Here is a 20,889-nt window from a genome sequence, read left to right as displayed (position 1 = left end):
TATTATTCATGCTGATCAACAAAGACAAGGTTAATGGCCGCAGGGTCAAGGTTTGTCCGGTAATTACCCGGGCTGCAGGGCAGGGCACCGAGCTGCTGGTGTTTCAGCATCCCCTCGCCGGTATCCAGCTGATCAAGGGTACGGTTGAGCCGGACGAAGGTCTGTTTACCGCCACGCTAAGGGAACTGCGGGAAGAGTCCGGTATTGAAAACAGCGAAGTGCTTCACTATATCGGCAACTGGTCGCCTGACGGTGGTGAGCATGAATGGCATTTCATTCAGTGCGCCATCACCGGAAACACCACCGCAGATCTGCCTGATAGCTGGGAGCACTTCTGTGAAGATGCCGGCGGGCATATGTTTCGGTTCTGCTGGCATCCACTGCAGCAGCCGGCCAGTGACCAGTGGCATCCGATGTTTCAGGAAGGGTTGCTGTTCTTGCGGGACAGGCTGCAAGAGGCGCCAAAGCAGGAGCAGTAAAATAATCTGTCTATCGGTTCTCTGACAAATACTTCGCCACATAGTCTATAAATGCCCGAACCTTCGGAGACAGGTGTTTACGGCTGGGATAGACCAGGTAGACATTAACCTCCGGCTGCCGGTAGTCGGGGAACATCTCAACCAGCTCACCGGTTTCGATCTCATCCTGCAGCATAAACTGAGGCAGTCGCACAATACCGTGTCCCGATTTGCATAAGGACAGTTCCATAGCCGAGCTGTTGGTCTGGATATAGCTGTCCACCTCAACCTGAGTTTCTTTGCCGTATTGATTTTTGAAATGCCAGAGCCGGGGCTGTTTCAGGTAGCTGTAACAGATACATTTATGCTGTTTAATATCTTCAGGTCGCTCCGGTACACCGTATTGTTGTAGATATGCCGGTGCCGCCACAATAATGGTTTGTGACTGCATGATACGACGGCTGATAAAGCTGGAATCTTCCAGTTGCGGTGTCGCCCTGACAATGACGTCGAACCCCTCGGAAATCAGATCCACCTTGCGGTTACTCATATCCAGCTCCAGATTCACTTCCGGAAATTGGGTGAGGAAACCGGAAAACATAGCCTGCAACAGATTCATATCAAGGCTGGTCAGACAGCTGACCCGCAGCGTTCCCGAAGGTTTCAGCTGCTGTCCCATTAATGCCAGCCGGGCTTCCTCGGCATCACTGATGATTTGCTGACACTGCTGATAATAGAGCTGACCTTCCGGCGTAAGGCTGAGTGAGCGTGTCGTCCGGTTCATCAGCCGCACCCCGAGCCGTCCTTCCAGTTTGTTTATTTCCTTGCTGATATAAGACGTGGAATGTCCGGTATTGGCTGCTGCTTGAGTAAAACTGCCGGCCTCAACAACTTCGGCAAAGATTGTCATGCCATCCAGCAGGTTGGGGTTATAAGCCATATGTCCGGATCCCGAGTGGTCAGGATCAAAAGTTTGCCCTGATTAAGAGTCAAATGGAAATAATCATTCCACGATCTGGTAATTAATCATCTGAGGTGGTCAATATAAGATAGCTACACGATTGCTAAAACGTCACGATAAACACGACACAGGGGAATCAGCATGAAAGTATTAGCCTTTGCAGCCACCACCAGTTCACAGTCCATCAACAAACAGCTGGCAGCCTATGCCGGCCAGTTACTGAAATCAGAGTTTGATGGTAATGCCGAAGTCGAAATGATCGATCTGAATGATTTTGAAATGCCGATTTACAGCGCTGACCGGGAGGCTGAAAGCGGGATACCGGAGCAGGCGCATGCTTTTCGCAACAAGATAGGAGAGGCTGACGCGGTTATTATCTCCTTTGCCGAACATAACGGCTCTTATACCGCGGCCTACAAGAATACCTTTGACTGGACCTCACGCATTGATATGAAAGTGTACCAGGACAAGCCTGTGATTCTGCTGGCAACATCACCCGGTCCAGGTGGAGCGCAGAGTGTTCTGGGCAGTGCTGTTGGTTCTGCACCGTATTTCGGAATGGACGTGAAAGGCAGCCTTTCTGTACCCAGCTTTTATGACCAGTTTGATGCAGAAAAGCGAGAGTTGATAGATGAAGAACTAATAGCTCAATTGAAATCCGCTTTGGCTACACTGAAGCCAGTTCAGTAATAAATCGGCCAATTTATAGCCCGGACTCATTGCCGGGCACCTGATGCCTCAAAATAGATGATTTATTCTGGCAGTAACTGCAGAACCCCCTGTTTCAGATAATCAAGCTGATGCTGCATCTGCTCCAACTGCTGAAGCAGGCCCGCGCGATCGGTAGCTATATTTAAACCGAAAACATTCTTTTTTGAAGCTTCAGGTTTTGAGTGAGCTTGCCTTTTCCGGGGACGATACTTGTAATCCGGGTGTTCCCGAAGCAATTTCGCTTTCAGCTCTTCAGCCTGTTTTTCGTAAGGCTTTTTCTCTTCGTCTGTTAAAGCCCTCCATTCTCTTCCAAGTTTCCTCGACATTTCAGCCATATGCATATCTGGATCCTGTTCCTGCAACTGCTTTCGCCGTTCCACTGACCAGCACATAAACGCATTCTTTGGCCTTTTGGGTCCACCCGCTCCCTTCCGCCGCTTTCCCTTTTCTCCCTGAGTCGAGATTGCTTCCATAGCAGTGACTTCCTGGACACCTGAATCAGTTTCTTCATCATCAGATAATTTTAGTGTTGCAGCCTCGTCGCTATCTGATACTACCCCGTCTTCATCATTCTCATCTTCGGAACCATCAGGGCTTGAATCCTGCTTGAATACTTTAGCTCTTACCGACGTATCTTTATGAGCATGATCTGGCTTGCGCTTGCGACGTGATCGACCATGATCTTGTGACGGCTGATATAAAACGGGTGAGTAAGACTGGACAACCGAAATATATTTATCCTTACAAGTGGATTTTTCAACTGGACTTAGGCTCATATGGCCACTGAAGGGCGCCTTCTGCGTTTGTATCAATACAAAATGTGCTGACTGTAAGGGTTCGGACTCTATAGGCACATCGGAAGGTAAATCATCCAGAGAGTCCGGAAATGGAGCAGATAATGCCTGTCCGCCAAACATGGATGACACATAGTTCAACTTGTTTTTTCTCGGATAGGTCATTTCAAAACGACCTCCATCCGGACTACAAATTATTGAGTTGCGGGCCTTGCCAAACCGATAATTTCCAGTTGCGACTGACAACCCTTGCTCACTCATGACAGATTCAAATACAAGAATAAGACAATCTTCAGACAGTAACGGGCTATCTGGATCCGACTGAAAAACCAGATGAACCCTGCCTCTTGTAGTATCTCCGAGTAAAGCGAATTCGGTATCATCTACTTTCAGATACGGCGGAAAATCAGTTGACTGAGAAAACAAAAGGTTGGTTGAGAATTGATCGCCTTGAGATAGTTGCAAAGGCACACATCCTCCTGGAAAATTCACTTGCAAATCTGATTTGACCAATTCAGCCCGTGAGCCAAAAGCAAGAGATATTGCCAGAGCCTTATTAAAAAACAGGCATACACTGATCATAAACAAGTACAGAAATCATAAACAAGTACAGAAAACATAGACATGCAGACCTTAACCAGCAATACATGATCCTATCTCTATTATTTGAGTAACCAGTTGGGATTGCTTTTTAAATCAGATCGGAGCAAGAGGCACATAATAAAATAGTTAAAGCTGGTGTCGGGTCAAGCAGAACAGCATAACTATACTATCAGCAGTTTATGGTCTGAGGGTCGATATATGAAAAACATACGCTCGGTAAATAAAATTCACATTGCTCCTCTGACTGAATATTCAAGCTTTCTTGAGACCCTTACCAGCTGGAGCTACCAGGAATGGGGGCAACGTGACCCCTCAAACTCGCTGGAGGCGGCCCGACATCAACTGCAGCAATGCTTGAAAAGTGATTCTGTACCTGTTTGTTATGTCGCTGTTTGTGGTGAACAGCCTGCGGGTTTTATTACTGTCAAAATCAGGGATATGCCGGATCGTTTTCCCGATGCCGAGCACTGGATTGGCAGTTTGCTGATTGCTCCGAAATATAGAAGGCAGGGGGTTGGCTCACTATTGATGGCTCATCTTATAAAACAGCTTCCGGCGCTAGGGGTTGGTGATCTTTACTTGTGGACGGCAACGGCAGAGTTATTCTATGCCGGGTATGATTTTATTGCGTTGGACAGGTTTCGGCACTTGCAGCAGGATGTTGTTGTAATGGTCCGGAAATCCCGCTGAATGCTGATGTTTACCTTCCGGAATTGATAGCACCTTCCCCGATAACGCCGCCTTTATCTTCCTTATTAACATTTCTCTAATAATTTTGAGTAGACAGCTATTCAAAATCAGACAAAATATACGCTTCTTCGAATGTGCCTTTGATTGATTCTGTTTTGGATTTTTTTGATCAAGGAATTGAACTTGAAAATAACAATTATTAATAGTGTTGACTTCTGGTCTATGGGATGGGCAACGGATCCGGCCAGTCAACAGGATGTTATACGCTCACTTCGACGTGCAGGTGTTGAGGTTGAGATCGTTGAAGTCGGCCACAAGGCAGAACTGGTTGAAGTGCTGCAACAGCTGAAATCAGAGCCCTGTCTGGTATGGCCCAATGCCTATCAGGTCTATGCATTTGAGGGCAGCAGTGACACTGTCTGGCTGGCAGATGTGATCGATGAACAGGGGCTGCCAATGATCGGCAGTAATGCCCGCGCCCTCAAGAATGTAATGCTCAAGGATGAGTGCCAGCGGGTACTGGAACATCACGGTGTGGCAATCCCTGCATTCGCATCCCTTGATAAAACCCAGCTCAATGACCTTGAAACAATACTTGAGACACGGCATCTGAGTTTCCCGCTGTTTGTAAAACCCAACGCGCTGTCGTCCAGCAAGGGAATTACTCAGGATTGTGTGGTGCACAATCTTGAAGAATTACATCAGCAGGCTTTATTGATGGGGGATAGTTTCGGTTATCCGGTGATGGTGGAAGAGTATCTGCCTGGTCGTGATATTACCGTGGCAGTATTTATGACACCGGAACGACCGGTGATTCTGGCCACCTATTATGATACCGAGATCTACGACGACCCCGGTGCAGTACTGGACCACAGTGTCCGGATGCGGGACTGGGACGACGGCAAATGGTTACGGGTGGTGGAAGAGCCGGAAATGCTGGCGCAGATCGAGTCGGTTGTATTGCCGGCATGCGATGCGGTGGGGATTTCCGAGTTTACCCGAATCGACTGTCGTCTGGACCGGAATGGCCGCCTGAAAGCTTTTGATGTCAATGGTCTGCCGGGGCTGGAGTTACCATTCAGCACCACGGTATGGCAGATGATCGTCAAAATGAAGGATCAGTCTGATGTTTATGCATTCGATACCCTGGTCAGCCTGGTGGTGTACTGTGCCGCCTGCCGCCATCAGGTAGATATCCCGTCACGGATAAAAACCCTGGCAGAAGACTATATTGCTGCCAACACCTTGATTACCGAGCGTCTGGAAACCGCTTAATCGGTTAGATCCAGCCGCATCAGATTGCGCAACAGCCGTTCGGAAAACATCGGCTGTTGTGCAACCCGGTGAAATCCCTGTCGCTCCAGAACCTGGTTGCTTGCAATGTTGTCCGGATGAACCGTGGCAAACAGATGCTTAAAGCCATGTGCTCTGGCCGCAGTAATGCGGGCACTGGCAAGTTGTTGACCAATCCCCCGGCCCCGATATTCAGGATCTACCAGATTTAACAGCATCAGGGCACAGCTCTGTGGATCTACGTTCGGTAAGCCAAGATATTCCGGCCATGGTGACATCTTGCGCAGGGCAGCATAGGCCACCAGGCTGTCTTCTTTTATTGCCAGTATATTGATCGTTGCACCAGCAAGATTCCCTGCATAAAAGTCACGTCCGTTCGGGTACATGTAAGGTGAAGCATTATCTGCCCGGGCACGTTCGACCAGCGACATCAGCTCATCAATATAGGCTATGTCTTCCCGCGGGTTGTCCAGCGTCAGGATATGTATTGACACAGTTTTTAGCCTTGTATCTACTTTTTATTATTGAATAGGGGGCGCAGCGCGTTATTTTATAGGATTCGTTATCTATTCTCAGTCTATTAATAATCCATCTATCCTCATCTCGGAATAACTGAGCCCCACTTCCGTTGGCAACCGGAAACATGCGGCACTGATAGCGTGCCGGCAGGCAAGAGAACAGCTGGAGCCAGAGACAGCTCTCTGATCATGGCGAACGACCGGATCAATCCCGGCACGTTTATCGCTGTGTAGTTGTGAGGGCAGCTGGCTTGACGTTTCTTACAGCCATTTGCGGCGATTATGCAGGCCTTTCTGGTAATGGCCAGAATTGGTGTCTATTACGGCCTGACCGGGCAGCACTGGAGGGCAGTCTATCACCAGAACACTGTATCAGCTTCCTGAAACCGGCCCTATATCACTTATCGCACTTGCAGTATCAGGTTTACTTTATTCCAGCTCGTATCATTCGATTTCAAAAACAAAATTAAAAAATGCGAAGAATTCCTCTATGACTCAAAAGCTCTCAATTTGCTTTCAGTAATTAATAATAATTCATCGAACATTAATTTCATTTTGTTATTAAAAGATAAAGCAAATGATCCGATGATTTCATTTATAAAACAGTCTTTAAATCTTATTAAAAACTGCTTGAGCAATTTAATAATGACCAGCGGACTTGCAAATTTTATAAAGATGACCTGCCTTACTATCTTATTAGTAGGTAGTATTGTTTCTGCTGGTAATCGACTGGCTGTTTACCAGGGTGATTACAAGAGACTGGGAAGTGTATCTGAAGTAGCAAAGAAATTTGCTGTTGCAGATATCATTGTATTAACTCACGTTGAATCCATTAATTTTGGCAATGGCTGCTATGATGCTGTTTATCCTCATATGAGTGAGTTGATCGGAAAAATTAGAGTTCTCAATCCTGCAGCAAAGATTTTCGGTTATATTTCTGCTACAGCTGATGCTCCGGTTGGTACCTTCTGTGGACAGATGCCCGCCCGTCCTGACTGGGATTGTCCGGGGGGAGTCTGTCATAATGCTATCTGGTGGATTGAACGCTGGGCAGCTTTGAGCAACAGACCAGATGGGATATTCTTCGACCTTGTTGCAAAAGATCATATCAGGCCTTCCGTTCGAGACAGTGTTTTTTCATATGCACTGCGCTATAACTTCGCTCTGCTACCTAACACATCAATAGAGCTTGAAAACGTACAATTTGCATATGAAAGCCAGTATTTAACCAATCAATATGTTTTTATAGAGGGATATTGTTACTGGAAAGGAAATTCGGCCATTTCTGAATGTGATAAAATATCTGATTTCATTGCTGCCAATAAATACAGGAATATAGCAAAAGTAGTTTTGGTAACAGAGGACTATGTGAAATATTCTGAGGGCGTTGACTGCAACTGGCCTAATGCAATAAATGCAAGTCGTTTCTACTGGGAAACTGTTTCGGACAGAGATGCCTATCAATATGAAACCCATGATCTGGGTACTTTAAGCGGGGAGTATAAATCTTGCCCTCCCGTATGGCCTCTACCTTAGTTGTTGTGAACTTAATTCAATCATCTTTCTATTCAAAAATAATACGCCCTGCTGCCATCTCGCACTGATCATTTTCATGGCTAAAAACTAGCTCTGTAATTATTCCCGATAACAGAGAAAAGAAAGTCACAACCATTTCTGGTTAATCACATGATGTATTTTTTAGATCGTGAATCAAGTATGGTCCTGAAAATAATTAAAATACCTGTGTAGGGAGACCATATTGCTACATGTAATGTTTGATGTGGACGGCACACTGGTTCAGTCCTGCGAAATGGACGACATCTGTTATATCGAGGCGGTTTCAGATGTTCTTGGCCACAGCCTCAACCCGGGCTGGAGCAGCTATCAGCATGTTACTGATGCCGGGATACTCGATCAGCACCTGAAGCTGACGGGGTTGTTATCTCGTCGGGATGAAATTCATCACGAGGTTAAGCAGCAATTTACGGCCAAGGTTCAGCGCCAGTTGGAATGTAATCCGGCAGCAGAGGTTCCCGGCGCGGCAGCATTTATGACCCGGCTGCGCCGTATGGATAATATCAGCCTGTCTATCGCTACCGGAGGCTGGGAATCAACAGCCCGGCTTAAACTGCAGTCGGCCGGTATAGATATCAGCGGTATACCCATGGCTTCATCAGACGACCACTTTTCAAGAACCGCAATTATGAAAATTGCAGCCAGCCGAAGTGGTGTCACAGGGTTACACCCCCTGACATACTTCGGTGACGGCGACTGGGATAAAAGAGCCTGCCAGACACTTGGCTACAACTTTGTACTGGTGGGAAACAAAATCAGTCATTCAAAGCAGATTGCAGACTTTTCCTGGATTGAGGATGCACTACATTATTCCGGCATACTGATGCACTGTGCAGGCGAATCGCATTTGTCTGTCTTTCGGCCTTCAGGGGAGTACGCATAAGGTGGATAAAAGTAAGGCAGATAGCAAAGATTTTGACGTCGAGCTTGTTCCTGCAGGCATTGAAGATAAAGCTATTATCGAGAACCTGTTTCACTACTACGTCTATGAAATGTCGGATTTTCTGGGGCTGGCTCCCTCAGACAAGGGTATCTTCACATATAGTGCTGCCAAACTGAACAAATACTGGGAACAGGATGATCACTACCCGTTCCTGATCCGCTGCATGGGTGAAATTGCCGGGTTTTCACTGTTACGAAAATATCCCGCCGACTCAGCCTTATACGATATCGGACAATTCTTTATACTGCGTAAATACAAGGGGATGGGCGTTGGCCGTAGAGCCTTTGAGCTATCCGTTTCTACTTTCCCCGGGCAGTGGTTAACCCGCGTGTTACTGGAAAACAAACCGGCACTGGCTTTCTGGTTATCAGTAATAGGGCAGGTGACAGATAATCACTTTTTCCGCGCTATAGAAACTGATGAAGATTTGCCAATGCATTTTATCCGTTATGACATAGCCAAATAGCCAGTCAGAAAATAATAATAACGATCCAGGGTAACCGTATGGAACCAAGAGTCAGTATCATATCTCTCGGCGTCACTGACCTGAAACGGTCGACTGACTTCTATAAAGCCCTCGGGCTACCCCCAAGTAACGATCCGGCACCCGGTATTGTGTTCTTCCGGACTTCAGGCACTTGTCTGGCACTGTATCCACTGGAAAAACTGGCAGAAGATATTTCTCCGGAGCAATCTTCAGAGCGCGGAGCCTTTTCCGGTATAACGCTGGCACATAATACCCGCACAAAAGCTGAGGTTGATCAGCTATTACAATTAGCTGAAGCCTCTGGCGGAAAAATTATGAAACCGGCTCAAGACGTATTTTGGGGGGGATATAGCGGCTATTTCGCCGATCCTGACGGCCATTTGTGGGAAATTGCCTGGGCCGACTTCTGGAAATTTAATCCGGATGGAAGCCTGATTATTGACTAAACGCAATTATTACCGTTTAAATATGGCGTAAAAATAACAACTTACAACAGTTTATTGACAATAAATATCATGAAAAAAATTGAAGTCGTCAATTATCAGGAAAGCTGGAAACAGGACTACAGCACTGAAGCAGAGCAGGTTAGACAGGCTCTGGCAGAACTGAATCCGGTTCTCCACCATATTGGCAGCACCTCCGTACCGGGTCTGGTTGCCAAACCGGTTATCGATATTCTGGTTGCTGTCGAAAGCCTAGATGCACTGGATCAGCAGTCAGCCAAACTGGAAGAGCTGGGCTACGAGGCCAAAGGTGAATTCGGCATTCCCGGCCGCCGTTATTTCCGCAAGGGCGCTGACAAGCGTACCCACCAGATTCATGCCTTCGCTGCCAGCGATGACAATATCCAGCGTCACCTGGCATTCCGTGACTACCTGACGGCATTCCCGGAAATTGCCGAGGAATACTCCGAGCTGAAACGGCAGATTGCATCCGAAAGCGGTGAAGATGTCGAAGCCTACTACGCCAGCAAGGATGAGTTTATCCGCCATCACGAGAAGAAAGCGCTCTGCTGGCACAAAGACGTTCTGTGCTGAGAGGCCTGAACCATATTACGATCGCGGTCAGTGACCTTGACCGCGCCTTTCACTTCTATGTTGATTTGCTGGGGCTCAAGCCTCATGCCCGCTGGGCCGGTGGTGCCTACCTTTCACTACCCGGACTCTGGCTCTGTCTGTCGGTTGAGCAGAGTCAGCCCGCCCGGGACTACACCCATATCGCTTTTGATATCAAAGCTACTGATTTCCCCCGCATGCAGCAAAAGCTGCAGGTAGCGGGTGTCAGGGAGTGGAAGCAGAATCAAAGTGAAGGTGATTCCCTGTATCTGCTGGATCCGGATGGGCACAAGCTGGAGATCCACGCAGGCAGTCTTCAGTCTCGGCTGAATTCTTTGCAACAGAAACCTTACAAAGAGCTTCAGTTGTATTAATTCGCTCGAATCAGCCTGACAAGTGTTATCCTGCCTTAAGCGTAGAGTTCCAGATATACAGAATATTTACTGATATTTGCCTCTACGCCACCGATAGTTACATAATCCCGGCTTCAGCTGTCAGCATTATAAAGACGTATCAGACCATGCTGGCACTTCCGGTAACAGCAGAACGGAAACAAAAAGTGACTGTCAGACAAGCTACACAAGAAGAGCTGAACGACATATTTATGATGGGATACGATACCTGGGGAGAAGAAAACTCCCCGGATGATTATCTCCAGACATGTCATAACAGCGAGAAGTACCAGCAGGGCACCTGGTGTGTACTTGAAGCAGAACAGCAGATTGTATCTTCACTGATTATCTATGAGCAGGCCTTTGGGCTACCGACCAATACGCTGGGTATCGGCTCGGTTGCGACCATCCCCGGGCATCGTAACAAGGGGTATGCAGCGGCTCTGATTGAAGGCGTTACAGAAATGGCAAAAAGCCATGGTGCTGAGGCTGTCTATCTGTTTTCTGATATTGATCCGGCGTTTTGTAAAAAACTGGGGTTCAGTGAAACAGTGCATCAGTCCAGTGACAGTTGCTGTATGCTGCTGGCTTTCACTGACAATGACCAGCTGGCACAAGCAGAACTGAGCTATTTCTAGCCAGACAGAGCTGTCTTTATGAGCCCGGAAACAATCATAAGAAGAATAACGATCACTGATACCGCCGGGCTTTATCAGCTATGGCAATCGGTGTATCGCGAAGGCCTCTTTTTTGAAAAGGGGCCACCTTCCATCCAGGTTCTCCAACAGATACTGACGCGGGTAGCTGCAAATAACCTCCCTGGTTTTGTTGCTATCTCTGGGCAGGATATTGTAGGTGCAGCAGAGGTTTTGCCAACCCGTTTCTTTCAGTCAGACGATACCGGGAACGACACCATGGCCAAGCTGGGCATTCAGATTCACAGAGATTATCGACATCAGGGAATTGGGCGTAGACTGATGGAAATGGTCATTAACGATAGCCGCAGGTATGGCTTTACTGCCATTACCCTGTATGTGCACCAGCAGAACCAACCGGCGATCGACCTCTATTATGCAATGGGTTTTAGTCTGACAGGGCAGGGAGGCATGATCACTTTGCCATCCGGAGTTCAGGTTCGAAATCAGATCATGACCCTCAAACTGTGACAATAACGACAAGAACTGGAATGTTCAGCATTGATACCCTGCGGTTAACGGCACGATTCAGTCGCACGCAAGACCTTGAGACAGAAAGTCAGGCACTGTTTGATAACTATACCGGGCGTACAGCAGAATCTGCTTTTCTGGCCCGTAAACCCCATCGTGATGTCAGTGATACCTTGGCTCTGTTGCAGAACTGGTCCTGTGCCAGATCATGGACTCACAACAACCGGGTGGCACTGATTATCGAGGAAAAAAACAGTCAACAACCCATTGGCCAACTGGTTTTATTCCGCGACAGCAGGCAACTGGAATTTCATTTCGGCATCAGTCATGACTATGCAGGGCAGGGGTTAGCCACCGAGCTGATTCAGGGGCTGGTTAACTGGGCCACTTCATAGCCATACATTGATGAATTGATCAGTTACTGTGATGTAAATCACATCGCGTCCCAGAGAGTGATGGATAAAGCCGGATTTAAACAAATCGGTCAATTGGAACGACACTATACCAACCCGAATCAGCATAGTCGCGAAGTGGACTGCTTCAGTTACAGTTTGAGAGTACAGGATTATGCGAGGGCCAAGAGGAATGGTAGCCAATAAACCTGTTAGCTTTTACATGTCACTGTTTGCAAAAAAGTAAGAATATCTTTTGCCCGTGGCCTGTTTCTGGCTTCACCCAGTAAATACCAGGCCGCCATCAGCAGGACTTCCCGGGATGTACAGTCAGGCTTACAAGTTGCCAGGTAATGAGGCAGCTTATCAAAAGACTGCTGGTCAACGATTTCAGCCAAATCGTTCAGTTCATTTTCCACATCGCACAGCAATCCGTCAGCAAAGTCCCGATAGTTCAATCTTTCCTTTTTGCCCTGGAAGTTCTTGCCTGTTTGCTCGGTAAAAACAGGGTAAAACGTTTTACCCGCCAGCATGGCAATAACAATACCCAGCTGCCATAAATCCACCGACTGATAGATTACGCAGGGCAAGGCGGGCTTCATTCCGGTCTGATCAAATATCTCTGGGGGAAAAAAGGTAAATATTCCGGTTAAGTGACCAGTGACTACTCCTGCCTGTTGCGTGCCACCAAAATCGCCCAGCCTCAATTGGAAATATCCTTCTGCAGTGCGCTCCATCATGATATTCCAAGGTGTCAGATCACTATGTACACCACCCTGCTCATGAACTGCCATAAGCCCCTTGACCAGCCCGGTTACAAGAGGGCAGAGCTGGCTATCATAGTGACTTAATAACGGACCCAGCTGTGGTTTCCGAATCAGTTCAGGCACTGTCATATCTTTTTCTTTTGCATGCAGCGCTTTCAGTAATAAATACAAATCACTGAAGTAGTGCGGCATTACCAGATAGAAATGCTCAACAGTTTTTTCCGTGCCATACAGATAAACAATATGTTGATGACCTTTCAGCCGCTCTAACCAGAATTCTTCGTTCCGAGCCTCTTGAACCCGGTGTTCCCGGTTCACATCATTACTTGCGTCAGTCAGAACATCCTTGAGCACCACGGGAAAGCAACCTTGGGGCATAGAGACTTTCAGGCTGTACAGCGTTGACAGATCAGATCTGGCAATTTTCTCCCCGCTATACTCCTGATACTGCCTGCAGGCACACGTTGTAAGGTCGCTATCCAGATCAGCCAGGCAGGGACGCATAATAATCAGCCAGAGCAGGGCAACAGTGACGCCATAGAGGCTGTACATGTTTTATTGTTATTCCGGTGTGATATCGAATACTCCAACTCCCCGGCAGTATAGTCGGCACCTTTTTCCATCAGGGTGGTCAGTTTAATAACTTATTCGCCCCCAGCTCGGAATCATCCATCAAACTGATACGTTTACGTTCTGGCCCGGAAAACATCTCTCCCCGTAAGGCTTCCAGTTGGGTGGCCGAGCCGCCGTTGGCAAGCAGTTGATCCCTGCGATCGCGATAGTTGTCCAGCCGCAGATTCCACTCGGCTCGTTTTCTGTCCAGTGCTGCCAACCGGCTTGCGGCATCACTTCCCACCATTTGTGCCCGCAGGTCGTGAATTTCTTCCGGTGTACTGCCATTACTTCTGGCGACGGCAACCGCAGCTGCGACTTGCAAGTGCTGACGGGTATTATCGCGACTCTGACGCACGGTATCAGGCAGGTTTTGTTCCAGGGTTTCCAGTGCTTGCTGCCGTTGCTCGGCAGACAGTGAATGGTCATCCAGAATCTGCAGCCGCTCAACCATATAGTTATCCAGTGCGACTTCATGACCATAAAACGCCTCATAGACATCAGGTTCCAGCCACTTCTGGCGAATTTCATTCCGTGACCGCAGTCGTTCCAGTCCTGTCTGTAGATAACTTGCGGTGAGCTCTGTGGCCATGATTTCCGCACCGCTTTCTGCCAGCTGTTGCAGATCGATTTTCATCGCGATGTAATGCGTCATAATCTGTTCAGCCAGAGCCCTTGCGGTCGGATCAAGCTGACGAGCCAGATCGTTGTGAATGGCTGACACGACCTGATTCAGCGGTTTGCCTGGCAACTCCAACAGGTAGTGATCAAACAGTCGCTTCAGATTACGGTCGATAACGAAATTACCCTTGTTATCAAGGGTTAGCCGTACAGGGGCCTTCCACCCATCTGCATTGTCCCCCAATAATTGAGGAACAGTCGTCGCCAATGTCGACAGGCCGGGAGGGCCGATTGTGGTGTGTGTCGACTCAGGCAACGTTATCGGTTGCACGGCCTTCGCATCAATAACCGAATGACTGACTGGCGCAAGATAGACCGGTAGCTGCTGATACAGCCAGAGTCCTGTCATGACCAAAGTAAGGGAAAGGGCAGCATATGCCACTTTTGTTGTCATTATTGTTTTACTCTACAGCAACTCACCATTGTCGACCGTTTTCTACAGAGACAATCGACAACGGTGGTATAAAAAGTTCGAACAAAGGCTTTCGGCTATAACCCCAGCCCCTTCAGGCGGGCAGCATGCTGTTCATAGACGGCCAGTGGATCGGTATTAAACAAACCGTGCAGTCCAAACAGATGATTAATCGCATCGGCATGATTCATGGCATAGTCGGAACGGATCACCTGACCCCAGTGTTGGTCGCAGCGTTCTACCAGACCATCATGTTCACCTTCAATCAGCAGCCCGGAAGCACCCAGAAAGAGATCCAGCGGGTCAGCAATATTGGTCAATGAGTCATTGCCACCCCATGAGTAGTAATAGATCCCGTTAACTTTTTCCGCTCCGCTGCCACAGCGGGATGCCGGCATACCATCAGGAAACAGCCGGTTAAATTTGTCAGCACCGGGGCTAGTCATAAAGTCCACCGCAGCCAGGGCATCCTGATCATATTCACTGTTGCCGGCCAGGATATCGGTAACTTTTCCCATTGCATTCAATGCCGCTTCAATAAGTGCTTCAGTTGCTGAATCAACGGGTACAATTCCCCGCGCTGCATCAGCAAAGTCGGAGCCGAAGTTAACTGCATTCACCGTGGTCACTGAAGCCACCAGATCCGGCCGGGTGCCTGCTACATAACGTACAGTAGGGCCACCCAGACTGTGACCCACCAGATTAAATTTGCTCTGTCCGCTGATAGCCCGTATATCATCCAGCTGGTTAATCAGCTGTTCACCACGGGTATAGGCATCATGCCAGGCCGCCACATTCGGGGTATAAACCGTGGCTCCGCGTTGCTCAAGGGTATCCCTGACACCATAGAAGTAATCGATACCCAGTAAGGTATCCCAGCCGGCAACACCATGAACCAGCACTATCGGAAAACGGGTTTGATATTCATCGCACTGTTGCCAGGACCAGCAGCCGGCTCTGGCTGTCTGGGAAAATCCGACAGCCAGAGCCACTAATAGCAGTAATCTAGTAATCATCGTAAGAGACTCGTTTTTTATTCTTATTATTTTTGTGTCGTCAGAGCCTCTGACACTGTAAGTCGAGGCTCATCAGTAGACCGATGCTACTCTGATCCCTGCGAATCGTCTATTTTTTAGCCAATAAACAAATGTCATAAGGATATGCCGGTCAGAAGGCAGGAGATATTACTGAAACGTCATTGCCAGCCAGCCCATATAAATGACAAAGGCGCCAAACAGCAGCAGGCTTTTCCAGCGGGCGACAACGGTTTCGGCCAGTATATGGTCACCACTTTCAGCTTCCAGTACCTTGCGTCGCATACCTGAATAAGCCGACAGCAACAGAATGGCACTCAGCAGAATCATCGCCGGTATATCACGATTCAGGACATCGTCTGAAATGGCAATGCCATTGCCAATCAGCCCCGGGAATGCCAGCACTCCCAGCAGATTGAAAATATTGGAACCCACCACCGTGGCCAGTGCCATATCGTGCATGCCACGACGAACGGCAGCCACTGCGGCAGCCAGTTCCGGCAGGCTGGTACCGAATGCAATGACGGTCAGACCGATAATCAGCTCATCAATGCCAAAGCCTCGCGCCAGTTCAATACCACCCCAGACCATCAGGCGTGAGCTGACCAGCATCAGTATCAGCAGCACTGCACTTTCTATCAGCGCACGTCCCTTGCTGACCTCAAGAATCTCGACATCTTCATCGTCATTATCATCTGCAGGGCGGTCGCCTTTGACCAGATATATGCAGTAACCGACCAGTGCAGTAATCAGGACGCCACCTTCAAAACCATCCAGCAGGCCATCCATCATCAGGTAGCCAGCCAGCAGCATAACGACCGTCAGTACCGGCAGCTCGTGGGTCAGAAACCGGCGGCTGATCCGCAAGGGCGCAACCAGACCGCAGATACCCAGCACCAGTCCCATATTGACGATGTTGGAACCAATCGCATTGCCGACAGACAATCCTTCCGCACCATTCAGAGAGGCTACTGCAGAAACCAGCAATTCTGGAGCAGAAGTACCAAACGACACAATGGTCATACCGATCAGCAGGGTAGACATACCCAAGTGCCAGGCAAGAGTGGAGGCGGTAACAATTAGGCGGTCAGCACTGTAACCCAGCACCACAAAACCACCGATCAGAGCCAGCAGTGGTAACAACATTTCAGACATAGGACAGTTCGGAGGGCTGAATGAAACCAGACAACAACACTCCGGGCCCTCGTGCCGGTGCATTATCGTCAGGTCTTGCCAAACTGTTGTATTTCCGTTGAACCGAAAATATCAACCAGTCGCATACGCCATGGCCTGCGGGCCAGGGAAAATGTTGACGTATGCACCCGAACAAATCGGGCAGGCTACTCCCCTGAGAGAGTGGGCATTATAGCGATTGAAACCGGATTCGCAATCTGTCAGTCCAGCTATCGGAATTGAACAGCCCGAATTCAACTGCCGGAATCGCTATAATTCAGCCTCAAAGATGTTTATTAATACAGAAATAAACGGGATGGATAAGAAAGGCACATTATTGGTGCTCATGCTTATATTCAGCCTGCCACTGTTGTTGCGGACGGCTTCAGTTCAGGCAGTCACACTCCATTCCTGCGATTATCTGCCGGCTGATGGTATCTCGGAAAAAACAATTCTTCTGGACAAGATAAAGTACTGGGATGAGTGTCCGGTTTGCAAAAAGACATACGTAGGCACCACTGCAAGAACCGAGGGGACCTTCAAACTACCCCGCGCCGTCAGAATGCTCTGTAAAGGCTTTCATCCTGTATGCGAAGAGTGTCACAAAATACTTGCGTCCCGCAGGCCCTTCAAATGTCCCCTCTGCAAGAATAGTTGTCAGCCTGACGAAGGAATTCTGATTCAGTACTTCAATGATCTGGTTGGTATGGCAAATGATATACGCACTTTAAAATGTACACGCTGCCAGCAAAACATACCGATTAGGGAAGTACTGGGTAACTGGCATCATTGCAACAAACCCGGATCCCGGCAGGTTAGCTGCCACAAGATTTATAAAGATAGCCTTGGGCCCCAGTCTAATCGGGAACAAGCAGCCGATATTGGCCCGGATGAAACCGGACTGGCAGATATCCTGACCTCCCGTTTTCAAATTAATCCGCCACTTGTGCTGGTAAAACGAAAACCACCGCTGAACCAGATTGCCAGACTTTCCGCACAGATTGGAGATCAGCCTGTAGATATATTGATAACTCCCCTATCAAATGGGCTCAAACATGATGCTCAAAAGTGGAGGCGATATAAGCAAGAGTGTCGTGCAGCTTTGCAAGGCAAGGTAAAGCATCTCAATGAAATATGGCCCGCCGCACTCTATGAAGAGATTATTGAAGAGTCAGTGATAGAACAGAATTATTACATCTGCATATTACCTGAAGTCACAAGACTATATGACGCCGGATTACAGGGGGATAGCCTCAGAGCATCGGCCTGCTTCTGGAATGGATTATCAAGACTGTATCAGTTTCTAGCTGAGTGCCACCGATTGGGTTATAGCTTCGGAACACTGTCCGAGTGTGATATTGGCTGGCTTCCGGACAAAGAGCTTGTGACTGTCTCGGTACCATGGCTCGGGAAAAATGAGGCGGACGGGAATAATGCAGTCTCTACAAATTCAAAACTGGCAGCTCTTTACTTCCCTGAAGCAACCATTGTACGAAAACTTCAGGCAAGAGAGTGTGTACTGCTCAGACCCTACGAACCTGAATGTCTGGGCGTGTTAATTGCGTTGTTACGCAACTTGTCTTCGAACCCTCCGAGCCTGGAATCATGGCTGATAATGCTGGATACAGCCGGAGAGTCACACCAGGATTTAGTCAATATTTTCTGGGCTAACGCCCAACCCAACCTTCATGTAGATGCAATCAATCCGATTGCAGACCTGATTGCTATGTTTGTCAGAAACAACAGGCTGAAAGTCGAGAAGAAGGCGGATGTTGCTGCAAGAATCTGCGGCGCTATGAATGCTTGCTGCATGCCTCCAGCTCAATGTCAGCTGTCGCGGATAAAAGTGAACCTTCTGTCAGCAATGACTTTGCAGTTGCAGCCTTTGCGGCTGTGCCAGATGCTGGCTGATCGCGGTTTTGACGCCAGCCAGATTACAGCTACCCGTCATTTAACCGCGCTTTCCTGCAACAACTGCAATGCATCATTAAGTAGAATTCTTCCAACCGGCAGTGTACCCGTTAACTTTGAGGATTTCGGTTGGCGTACAGATGATGATCAGGTTTTCTGTTACCGCTGTATCGGGCGTGAATATCTTATTCCCTGTCAATGCAGCAACATCATGGTTTTGCAGGATGTTAGCAAGCGGGTCACCTGCATGTTCTGTCGCATTGCGGGAATGAATGCAGCCTTTATTTGTCAGAACAATTGCGGGTCGGTATGTGAAGTCTGCGCCAGACAGCTTATTCAAGCAATGCCGGATTGCCCGGGTTGCCGTAAAGCAGGCATTTTACTCAAACCACGGTTATGTGCGAACTATAGCGGCAACTGCTGCAGCAAATGTCAGGGTGAAATTTCAGCGGGATCCCTGCGTTTCTTTTGCGTCAAGTGCAAGAAAGTCAATCTGTGCACCCAGTGCTTTCATCGGCATTGCACTCCGTTACCCTGGAACTCGGTGCTGTTCAGGGAAAGAGACATCCTTCGCTCGCTGGAACCTGTCAGCAAGCCCGTACAGGAGTCAGTCTGGACTGGCGGTTCACCTCCGTCCGGTTTAATCAGGCATCGATATGACTGAGCTATTGCCTCAGCTATTGCCTGAGCTATCGATTGAACTATTACCTGAGCTATTACCTCAGCAGGGCATTCACCATGGAAAATCTACGAAAAGTAACAATAAGGCTGCAATAACTCGCAAATCCTCCCTTTCCGCCGCAGCCGGCTTTGGATAAGCTAGGCGGCTGATACTTATATTGATTTCCCTTTCGGAGCACGGAATGATCATCAAGCCGAAAATTCGCGGATTTATCTGTACAACAACCCATCCGGTGGGCTGTGAACAGAACGTACGTGAACAGATCGCAATCACCCAGGCTCAGGGTCCGATTGAGAATGCACCCAAGCGAGTGCTGGTGATCGGCTCTTCCAGTGGCTATGGTCTGGCCTCCCGGATTACTGCGGCCTTTGGTGGCGGCGCTTCTACTATCGGTGTGTTCTTTGAAAAGCCTGCGACCGAGCGCAAGCCGGGCACTGCCGGCTGGCACAATGCCGCCGCATTTGACAAGCTGGCTCATGAAGCTGGCCTGTACGCCAAGAGCCTGAATGGCGATGCTTTCAGCCATGAAGCCCGAGCCAAGGCCATCGAGCTGATCAAGGAAGACCTGGGCCAGATCGATATGGTGGTGTACTCCCTGGCATCTCCGGTACGCAAGCTGCCGGACTCTGGCGAAGTGATTCGCTCGGTACTGAAGCCGATGGGTGAAACCTACACCGCAACTGCAGTAGACACCAACAAGGATCAGCTGTTTGAAGCGTCTGTTGAACCGGCTACCGAAGAAGAAGTAGCGGCTACCGTCACCGTAATGGGCGGTCAGGACTGGGAACTGTGGATGTCTGCGCTGAATGAAGCCGGCGTGCTGGCTGAAGGTTGCAAGTCCGTTGCCTACAGCTACATCGGTACTGAAATCACCTGGCCGATTTACTGGCATGGTGCGCTGGGTCAGGCCAAGCAGGATCTGGACCGTGCCGCTCACGCTATTGACGAGCAGCTGAAAGCCGTTAACGGTTCAGCCAATGTTGCGGTACTAAAGAGTGTTGTGACTCAGGCCAGCTCCGCAATTCCGGTAATGCCGCTGTATATCGCCATGTCCTTCAAGAAGATGCGCGAAGAGGGCATCCATGAAGGCTGCATCGAGCAGATCAACCGCATGTTCCGCGAGCGCCTGTACAAGGCTGACAGCACTGCCCCTGAAGTGGACGACACTAACCGCCTGCGTCTGGATGACTGGGAGCTGCGTGAAGATATTCAGGAGCACTGCAAGGCACTGTGGCCACAGCTGACCAATGAAAACCTGTCCGAACTGACCGATTATGTTCAGTACAAGGAAGAGTTTTTGAAGCTGTTTGGGTTCGGTGTTGAAGGCGTTGATTACGAGGCTGATGTTAATCCGCTGGTGCCGTTTGATGTGATTGATATTTAATTACTAAACCTTTTTTATCGTCCTCTGTTACCATTTGAATATTGGTAGCAGGGGGCAATATATTCTGCCTGTTCGACTTTTACCTACCCACCTGAAAACACCCACCCCGCCATTTGAAAAATAACAGGGTTTGGACCATTTTTAGAAACTGATATCAAAACGATAGATTGATCAGGGGTTTAATATGTCTGGTTG

At 48.6% G+C, this 20,889-nt stretch carries 22 protein-coding genes and 1 riboswitch; of the genes, 15 read left to right on the top strand and 7 right to left on the bottom strand.

From position 1 onward, the window contains the following. The first annotated feature begins 8 nt into the window (after positions 1 to 8). Complete coding sequence (locus ACYZZ0_RS02405; protein ID WP_461534973.1) at positions 9 to 479, top strand: NUDIX hydrolase; 471 nt, start codon at positions 9 to 11, stop codon at positions 477 to 479. Positions 480 to 489: 10 nt separating this feature from the next. On the opposite strand, the gene ACYZZ0_RS02400 is transcribed toward ACYZZ0_RS02405, so the two are convergent. Further along, a complete protein-coding gene (locus tag ACYZZ0_RS02400; protein ID WP_461534972.1) occupies positions 490 to 1,398 on the bottom strand; it encodes a LysR family transcriptional regulator in 909 nt (302 codons plus the stop codon). 162 nt (positions 1,399 to 1,560) lie between these two features. On the opposite strand from ACYZZ0_RS02400, the gene ACYZZ0_RS02395 reads away from it, so the two are divergent. Beyond that, the gene (locus ACYZZ0_RS02395) at positions 1,561 to 2,109 is read left to right on the top strand and encodes an NADPH-dependent FMN reductase (RefSeq protein ID WP_461534971.1); all 549 of its coding nucleotides are present in this window, start codon (positions 1,561 to 1,563) and stop codon (positions 2,107 to 2,109) included. Between the two features lie 62 nt (positions 2,110 to 2,171). Here ACYZZ0_RS02395 and ACYZZ0_RS02390 read toward each other — a convergent pair whose 3' ends face one another. Continuing rightward, complete coding sequence (locus ACYZZ0_RS02390) at positions 2,172 to 3,506, bottom strand: SOX family transcription factor (RefSeq protein WP_461534970.1); 1,335 nt, start codon at positions 3,504 to 3,506, stop codon at positions 2,172 to 2,174. A 219-nt stretch (positions 3,507 to 3,725) separates the two neighbouring features. On the opposite strand from ACYZZ0_RS02390, the gene ACYZZ0_RS02385 reads away from it, so the two are divergent. Beyond that, positions 3,726 to 4,217, top strand: coding sequence for a GNAT family N-acetyltransferase (locus ACYZZ0_RS02385; RefSeq protein WP_461534969.1), 492 nt, complete (start codon positions 3,726 to 3,728; stop codon positions 4,215 to 4,217). A 183-nt stretch (positions 4,218 to 4,400) separates the two neighbouring features. After that, entirely contained in the window at positions 4,401 to 5,492 is a 1,092-nt protein-coding gene (locus tag ACYZZ0_RS02380) for a D-alanine--D-alanine ligase family protein (protein ID WP_461534968.1), read from the top strand. Here ACYZZ0_RS02380 and ACYZZ0_RS02375 read toward each other — a convergent pair. Beyond that, on the bottom strand, positions 5,489 to 6,004 hold the full coding sequence (locus ACYZZ0_RS02375) for a GNAT family N-acetyltransferase (RefSeq protein ID WP_461534967.1): 516 nt from the start codon (positions 6,002 to 6,004) through the stop codon (positions 5,489 to 5,491). The two genes, ACYZZ0_RS02380 and ACYZZ0_RS02375, sit on opposite strands and share 4 nt — an antisense overlap. Positions 6,005 to 6,538: 534 nt before the next feature. On the opposite strand from ACYZZ0_RS02375, the gene ACYZZ0_RS02370 reads away from it, so the two are divergent. From ACYZZ0_RS02370 to ACYZZ0_RS02330, 9 genes are all read left to right on the top strand, one after another. Then, on the top strand, positions 6,539 to 7,564 hold the full coding sequence (locus ACYZZ0_RS02370) for a hypothetical protein (protein WP_461534966.1): 1,026 nt from the start codon (positions 6,539 to 6,541) through the stop codon (positions 7,562 to 7,564). A gap of 223 nt (positions 7,565 to 7,787) precedes the next feature. Further along, positions 7,788 to 8,486, top strand: coding sequence for an HAD family hydrolase (locus ACYZZ0_RS02365; protein ID WP_461534965.1), 699 nt, complete (start codon positions 7,788 to 7,790; stop codon positions 8,484 to 8,486). 1 nt (position 8,487) lies between these two features. Then, positions 8,488 to 9,012, top strand: coding sequence for a GNAT family N-acetyltransferase (locus ACYZZ0_RS02360; RefSeq protein ID WP_461534964.1), 525 nt, complete (start codon positions 8,488 to 8,490; stop codon positions 9,010 to 9,012). A 38-nt stretch (positions 9,013 to 9,050) separates the two neighbouring features. Further along, a complete protein-coding gene (locus ACYZZ0_RS02355; RefSeq protein WP_461534963.1) occupies positions 9,051 to 9,479 on the top strand; it encodes a VOC family protein in 429 nt (142 codons plus the stop codon). Between the two features lie 69 nt (positions 9,480 to 9,548). Continuing rightward, positions 9,549 to 10,070, top strand: coding sequence for a GrpB family protein (locus ACYZZ0_RS02350; RefSeq protein ID WP_461534962.1), 522 nt, complete (start codon positions 9,549 to 9,551; stop codon positions 10,068 to 10,070). Next, positions 10,064 to 10,462: a fosfomycin resistance glutathione transferase gene (gene fos / locus ACYZZ0_RS02345; RefSeq protein WP_461534961.1), complete on the top strand. Its 399-nt coding sequence runs from the start codon at positions 10,064 to 10,066 to the stop codon at positions 10,460 to 10,462. Before ACYZZ0_RS02350 ends, fos begins: the two co-directional genes overlap by 7 nt. A 185-nt stretch (positions 10,463 to 10,647) precedes the next feature. Next, the gene (locus ACYZZ0_RS02340) at positions 10,648 to 11,118 is read left to right on the top strand and encodes a GNAT family N-acetyltransferase (protein ID WP_461534960.1); all 471 of its coding nucleotides are present in this window, start codon (positions 10,648 to 10,650) and stop codon (positions 11,116 to 11,118) included. An 18-nt stretch (positions 11,119 to 11,136) separates the two neighbouring features. Then, positions 11,137 to 11,646, top strand: coding sequence for a GNAT family N-acetyltransferase (locus ACYZZ0_RS02335; protein ID WP_461534959.1), 510 nt, complete (start codon positions 11,137 to 11,139; stop codon positions 11,644 to 11,646). A gap of 20 nt (positions 11,647 to 11,666) precedes the next feature. Continuing rightward, a complete protein-coding gene (locus tag ACYZZ0_RS02330) occupies positions 11,667 to 12,041 on the top strand; it encodes a GNAT family N-acetyltransferase (protein WP_461534958.1) in 375 nt (124 codons plus the stop codon). Between the two features lie 209 nt (positions 12,042 to 12,250). Here the strand turns inward: ACYZZ0_RS02330 and ACYZZ0_RS02325 are convergent, their stop codons facing one another. From ACYZZ0_RS02325 to ACYZZ0_RS02310, 4 genes are all read right to left on the bottom strand, one after another. Further along, on the bottom strand, positions 12,251 to 13,357 hold the full coding sequence (locus ACYZZ0_RS02325; RefSeq protein ID WP_461534957.1) for a protein kinase domain-containing protein: 1,107 nt from the start codon (positions 13,355 to 13,357) through the stop codon (positions 12,251 to 12,253). Between the two features lie 79 nt (positions 13,358 to 13,436). Next, the gene (locus ACYZZ0_RS02320) at positions 13,437 to 14,492 is read right to left on the bottom strand and encodes a lipase secretion chaperone (RefSeq protein ID WP_461534956.1); all 1,056 of its coding nucleotides are present in this window, start codon (positions 14,490 to 14,492) and stop codon (positions 13,437 to 13,439) included. Positions 14,493 to 14,587: 95 nt separating this feature from the next. Then, positions 14,588 to 15,526 (bottom strand): lipase family alpha/beta hydrolase, encoded by a 939-nt coding sequence (locus tag ACYZZ0_RS02315; protein ID WP_461534955.1) that lies wholly within the window; start codon positions 15,524 to 15,526, stop codon positions 14,588 to 14,590. Between the two features lie 168 nt (positions 15,527 to 15,694). Continuing rightward, entirely contained in the window at positions 15,695 to 16,699 is a 1,005-nt protein-coding gene (locus ACYZZ0_RS02310; protein ID WP_461534954.1) for a calcium/sodium antiporter, read from the bottom strand. Between the two features lie 6 nt (positions 16,700 to 16,705). Beyond that, a riboswitch (yybP-ykoY riboswitch) is annotated at positions 16,706 to 16,905 on the bottom strand. 128 nt (positions 16,906 to 17,033) lie between these two features. Between ACYZZ0_RS02310 and ACYZZ0_RS02305 the strand changes: the two genes are divergently transcribed. Beyond that, positions 17,034 to 19,292 carry a hypothetical protein gene (locus ACYZZ0_RS02305; RefSeq protein WP_461534953.1) on the top strand — a complete coding sequence of 753 codons (2,259 nt, stop codon included), beginning with the start codon at positions 17,034 to 17,036 and terminating at the stop codon, positions 19,290 to 19,292. Positions 19,293 to 19,491: 199 nt separating this feature from the next. Next, positions 19,492 to 20,694 carry an enoyl-ACP reductase FabV gene (fabV, locus tag ACYZZ0_RS02300; RefSeq protein WP_461534952.1) on the top strand — a complete coding sequence of 401 codons (1,203 nt, stop codon included), beginning with the start codon at positions 19,492 to 19,494 and terminating at the stop codon, positions 20,692 to 20,694. Positions 20,695 to 20,889: the final 195 nt, after the last annotated feature.

Source organism: Spongorhabdus nitratireducens, assembly GCA_947387575.1.
Classification (GTDB): domain Bacteria; phylum Pseudomonadota; class Gammaproteobacteria; order Pseudomonadales; family Endozoicomonadaceae; genus CANDOC01.
This window is presented reverse-complemented; position numbering and strand designations above follow the sequence as displayed.